The following is a 5,500-nucleotide window of genomic DNA, read 5'->3' on the forward strand; positions in this document are numbered from 1 at the left end:
CAGCCCGCGTCCTCCTCCAACGACGTCGTCCGACGCGCGTCGAGCCACGAGCGGGTGTTCGTCCGGGGCAGGCCCCCCGCACCCGAGGCGACGCGGTCGAGGGCATCGAGGACGAGCAGCAGACCCGCACCCCCGGCGTCGACGACGCGCGAACGAACGAGCGCCTCCAACTGTGCGGGCGTCGCGTCCAACGCCTCCTGCGCAGCCTGGTGTGCCGCCCGCGCCACCTCGGCGGCATCGGCCTCGCGTCCTGCGCCCGCGGCCTCGTCGACGCATCGACGGGCGGCGAGGGCCGCGGCCTGCGCGACCGACAGGATCGTGCCCTCCACCGGTTCGCCCACCGCGCCGCGGGCGCAGGCCGAGGCGGACCCGAGCGCCTCCGCGAGGCCCGGACCGTCGAGGCCGACCTCGAGGACGGCGGGATCGGCCAGCAGCACGCGGACGAAACCGCGCACGTATTCGGAGAGGATGACGCCGGAGTTGCCCTGCGCCGCCCGCGTCATGCCGGTGACGAACGCCTTGGTGCGCCCACGCGGCGCGTCGTCCGAACCGGTCTGTGAGAGTGCGACGAAGCCCGCTTCGAGGCTGGCGCGCATGTTGGTGCCGGTGTCGCCGTCGGGCACGGGAAAGACGTTGAGCGCGTTGAGCGTCGACTCCGCCGACGACAGTTCGACGCGTGCGGAGACGAGGGCGCGGGCAAGGTCACGCGCACTCAGGCATTGCGTCATGCACCCTCCTGCCTCTCGCTCCGGCGACCGCCGCGGGCGTCTCCCGCGAGACGTGAATCGTCATCGCGGCATGTCACGAGTACCTTGGCACACGGGTCTGACAACCTCGGCAGGACGGGGTGAAAAGCCGTCCGCGCCACTCGGGCGGACGCCCCACGCACGGCGAACCGGCGACGCTCGGGCGGCTCCCCATGCGGCGCGCCGCGCTCGACCGGCCGGCCTCCAAGCACCCGACCGCGGCGCCGTTTTGATCCCACCCGCTGCCTCCGGCTATGCTGTGCAGGTTGCCCCCATGACATCACGCGCATCATCTCGACGCTGCGGATCGATGGGGGCGAGCGAGACCGTCAGGTCTTGCGCGAAGCAACCGAAGGGCATCCGCCCGAACACATCGACTTCAGGAGAAACCGTGGCTGCCACCTGCGACGTCTGCGGCAAGGGACCGGGCTTCGGTCACAACATCTCGCACTCCAACCGCCGCACGAAGCGTCGTTGGAACCCGAACATCCAGCGCGTTCGCGCCCTGGTCGGCGAGGCTGGCGTGACCCCGAAGCGTCTCAACGTCTGCACCTCCTGCCTCAAGGCAGGCAAGGTCAAGCGCTGATCTCGGCACTTGTTCGAAAAACCCGGCTTCGGCCGGGTTTTTTGTTGCCTGCTCGACGCCCGCGAATCGACGAATCCCCGGCCTCCTCGAAGGAGACCGGGGATTCGTCGAACCAGGCCACGCGGAAGCGCTCAGACCCCCGCGCGAGGCGTTCAGTGCGCGGTGGGCTTGCCCTGACGCTCGGCGGCGGCCTTGTCGGCCTCCAGCTCGCGCTCGTCGACGACGATGGGGCGCGTCACGGCCCACGCGATGAGCGCGGCGCCGATGACGATGAGGCCGATGCCCGTCCACAGGTTGAGGTTGACGCCGTCGGCCTTCGCCTTGTCGGCGGTGCTCGTCGTGAAGCTCGTGACGAGCAGGATGAGGCCGTAGAGCGCCATCAGCAGCCCGATGATGTTGCGGATGTCGAACAGGCCGGCGCCGTGACGGGCCGAGTTGCCGGCCTTGGTCGTCGTCACCTCGTCCGCGCCGTCACGCCCGGTGTGCACGGCGTCGTCACGCCCGCGCGGGGCGTCGTGCGCGTCGTTGATCGGTGTACTCATGATCGATGCCCCTTAGTGGAAGACGACGTTGAGGATGATGACGAGCAGCAGCGACAGGCCCGCGAGCTTCGTCGGCGACTTGAAGAACGACGTGTTCGTGTCTTCCTCGAAGTCCTCCTTCGGCGTCTCGCTGTAGACGAGACCGCGCAGGCTCTCCGCCGGTTTCGGCTGCGTCATGAGACTGACGATGACGCTTACGACGATGTCGACGACGAACGCCGTACCGGCCGCGACGAACGACGCGCCCTGACCACCGATGTGGATGACGTCCTGCGACAGATCGCCGAGCGCGTTCTCCGACAGGATGGCGACGACGAGCGCGCCGACCGTACCGGAGACGAGGCCGGCCCAGCCGGCCGTCGGCGTCATGCGCTTCCAGAACATGCCGAGGATGAACGTCGCGAACAGCGGCGCGTTGAAGAAGCCGAACAGCGTCTGCAGGTAGTCCATCGCGTTCGAGTAGCTTCGCGCCAGGAGGGACGTGCCGATCGCGATGATCGTCGCGACGACTGTCATGATGCGGCCGATCTTGATGTAGTACGCGTCGTCACGATCCTTGACGACGTACTCCTGCCAGATGTCGTAGCTGAACACCGTGTTGAACGCCGAGATGTTCGCGGCCATGCCGGCCATGAACGCGGCGAGCATGCCCGCGATGGCCACACCGAGAAGACCGTTCGGCAGCAGGTCGCTCATGAGGTACAGCAGGGAGTTGTTGTAGTCCGGGTTGCCGCCGCTGGCCTTCGCCTTCGCGATCTCCGGCACGAGCGCGCCGGCGATGATGCCCGGGATGATGATGATGAACGGGATGAACATCTTCGGGAACGTGCCGATGATCGGCGCGCGACGCGCGGAGTTCATGTCCTTCGAGGCCATGACGCGCTGCACCTCGACGAAGTTCGTCGTCCAGTAACCGAACGACAGCACGAAGCCGAGACCGAAGACGATGCCGATGACGGACCACACCGAATCGGTGAAGCCGGTCAGCGAGTTGCCCGGCCACGACGACAGCTCGCCGTCCGTGCCCGCGGCCTTCATCTTGGCCTGCAGCCCGTCCCAACCGCCGACCTTGTGCAGGGCGGCGAGCGTCAACGGCAGCAGCGCCGCCACGATGACGAAGAACTGCAGCACCTCGTTGTAGATCGCGGCCGAGAGGCCACCGAGGGTGATGTAGCTGAGGACGATGACAGCGGCGACGATCGTCGAGACCGTCATGTCCCAGCCGAGCAGCATGTTGACGATCTTGGCGAGCAGGAACAGGTTGACGCCGGCGATGAGCACCTGCGCGAGCGCGAACGAGATCGCGTTGACGAGGTGGGCGCCCGTGCCGAAGCGACGCTTCATGAACTCAGGCACCGAGCGCACGCCCGAGCCATAGTAGAACGGCATCATGACGATGGCGAGGAACAACATCGCCGGGATCGCGCCGATCCAGTAGTAGTGGAACGTTGGCATGCCCATCTTGGCGCCCGACGCGGACATGCCCATGATCTCCACCGCACCGAGGTTCGCGGAGATGAAGGCGAGGCCGGTGACCCAGGCGGGCAGGGATCGGCCGGACATGAAGAAGTCGATGCTGGAGCTCACCTGTCGGCGGGCCAACAGGCCGATGCCGAGCACGAACACGAAGTACAACGCGATGAGCACGTAGTCGACCGGCCCTGCGTCGAGGCGCAGAGCTGAGGAATCCATAGGCAGCAAGGCTGGCTCCCGGACAGTCGTGGAGGAAAGTGACCCCCGACGGTAACGCCAGACTCGCACCGCGCGCCATGGTGAAGGGGCTCACACTCGGAATCGAGACCCGTTTGCAATGTTCGGCGCCGCGCCCGGGTGGCGTCTCGCGGCTACGGCACGCGCGCTGCGCCGGCGCTGAGGTGCTGGAGCGGCATGGGGCCCTCGACCCGGACGGCCGGCGCACGGCGCCCGCGTGACGAGCCAACGCCGTCAGTCGGACGACGGGGGGCGCGCCCGTTCGTAGTGCGACCAGCCGCGTTCGACGACGTCGACGCTGTCGAGCGTCACCGCGGCCCGCCGGCCGGACGTGCTTGCTGCGGGTGCGACGACGCGACCGATGACGTGCCAGCCCGGCGGCACCGCGTCGGCGTCGCAGGTGCCGAGCAGCGCGTGCTCCTCGCCGCTCGCGAGGACGCAGTCGAGCGCTCGATTCCCCAGCAGCGGCCGCAGCGGCGCCGCCATGCGTTCCAGCGCGGCGCGATCGAGTTCGATGCCGACGCCGGACGCCGCGGCCAGACGCGCCGCGTCCCGCCCCAACCCGTCGGAGACGTCCATCGCGACGCCGATCCCCGCGCTCACGGCCTCGTCGCCTGCATAACGCGGCCGGGGTGCGCGATGGAACGTCACACACTCGCGTGCGACGGCTTCGGCCGCCCCGTTCGCGGCTGCGGGGGGCCCTGCACCCACGGCTGCGCGGGACGCGGCCTCGCCGTCTGTGGGGGGCGCTTGGCGATCGTCTGCGCATGTGCGGAGCGCTTGGTTCGCGTCTGCGTCTGCGTAGGGAAATTCGTCAGCGACGGACGGGCCGGGATCACGACGGGCCGTCGCCCCCGCATCTCGTGGCGGCCAGGCCACCTCGCCGCTGAGAACGAGCAGACCGGCTTGCGAGCGTCCCAGCCGGTCGGAGACCACGACCACCTGGCCGGGCCGGGCGGCGGAGCGTGTCAGCGCCGGCGCGCCGGGGGCGAGTTCGCCGAGCGCGGTGACGGTGATGACGGCGGTGCCTGCGGGCGCGCCCGACAGGTCGCCGCCGAGGGATCCGCAACCCGCGCGACGCAGTTCGTCAGCCATGCCGTCGGTGAGCTCGACGAGCCAGTCGACACGCGTGCGCTCCTCCGTCGCGAGCGCCACGACGACGCCGGTGGGCCGCGCGCCCATCGCGACGACGTCGGCGAGGTTCTGGGCGATCACCTTGACCCCGACGTCGTGGGCGCTCGACCAGTCGTCGCGCCAGTCGAGATCGAGCACCATCGAGTCGGTCGTGACGACGGTACGGCCCGTCGCGAGGGGCAGGACGGCCGCGTCGTCACCGGGCCCGATCTCGGCGTCGGCCGCCGCGAGGTGGGGGGTGATCGCCGCGAGCACGCAGGCCTCCCCGACGTCGGCGACGGTCGCCGCGTCGCCGCCGACCCGCGGTGTCCAGGTCGGTCTGAGCCACGAGGGGGTCGCGAGGTCGGTCACCACGCCATTCAATCAGCCGCTGCATCCTGACGACGGCGCGAGCACCCCGCGCAGCACATGGAGATCTTCGAAGCTGAAACCGGCTCTTCACAGATGAGGGTGTAGCGCGTAGTCAAGGATCGAACGGCGTGGCGCTGCCCGGGTAGGCGTCGAGGCCTTCCGATGATGGAAGTTCTCACACTGCCCATCTGGAAGACCTCGACGTGCCTGACGCTACCTTCACCGACCCTGACCTGACCATGTTCTGCCGCTTGAATGAGCTCGGCCTTGAGGCCACCGGTCAGCGCCTCGAGCCCGCCGGTGCGGTCCTGGCCTGTCGAGTCGTCGAACCCGACCGCTGGTGCCGACGCTGTGGCTGTGAAGGAACCGCGCGCGGCACGGTTGTCCGCCGGCTGGCCCACGAGCCGTTGGGGTGGCGTCCGACGACGTTG

5 protein-coding genes and 1 pseudogene are annotated in these 5,500 nt (G+C 69.1%); 2 read left to right on the top strand and 4 right to left on the bottom strand.

Features of this window, described 5'->3' with window-relative positions:
* A partial coding sequence (locus B2284_RS13560; protein WP_286697640.1) for a DAK2 domain-containing protein occupies positions 1-728 on the bottom strand: 728 nt, incomplete at its 3' end.
* A 409-nt stretch (positions 729-1,137) separates the two neighbouring features.
* Between B2284_RS13560 and rpmB the strand changes: the two genes are divergently transcribed.
* Entirely contained in the window at positions 1,138-1,332 is a 195-nt protein-coding gene (gene rpmB / locus B2284_RS13565; RefSeq protein WP_006943284.1) for a 50S ribosomal protein L28, read from the top strand.
* Positions 1,333-1,484: 152 nt separating this feature from the next.
* On the opposite strand, the gene B2284_RS13570 is transcribed toward rpmB, so the two are convergent.
* The 3 genes from B2284_RS13570 to B2284_RS13580 form a co-directional block, all read right to left on the bottom strand.
* On the bottom strand, positions 1,485-1,874 hold the full coding sequence (locus tag B2284_RS13570; RefSeq protein WP_231729491.1) for a hypothetical protein: 390 nt from the start codon (positions 1,872-1,874) through the stop codon (positions 1,485-1,487).
* 12 nt (positions 1,875-1,886) lie between these two features.
* Positions 1,887-3,566 carry a sodium:solute symporter family protein gene (locus B2284_RS13575; RefSeq protein ID WP_074045547.1) on the bottom strand — a complete coding sequence of 560 codons (1,680 nt, stop codon included), beginning with the start codon at positions 3,564-3,566 and terminating at the stop codon, positions 1,887-1,889.
* 252 nt (positions 3,567-3,818) lie between these two features.
* Positions 3,819-5,069 (bottom strand): thiamine-phosphate kinase, encoded by a 1,251-nt coding sequence (locus B2284_RS13580; protein ID WP_083607197.1) that lies wholly within the window; start codon positions 5,067-5,069, stop codon positions 3,819-3,821.
* Between the two features lie 203 nt (positions 5,070-5,272).
* On the opposite strand from B2284_RS13580, the pseudogene B2284_RS13585 reads away from it, so the two are divergent.
* A pseudogene (locus tag B2284_RS13585) lies at positions 5,273-5,500 on the top strand (ISL3 family transposase); the annotation flags it as partial.

This window comes from Dermacoccus sp. UBA1591, assembly GCF_002322065.1.
Lineage (GTDB): Bacteria > Actinomycetota > Actinomycetes > Actinomycetales > Dermatophilaceae > Dermacoccus > Dermacoccus nishinomiyaensis.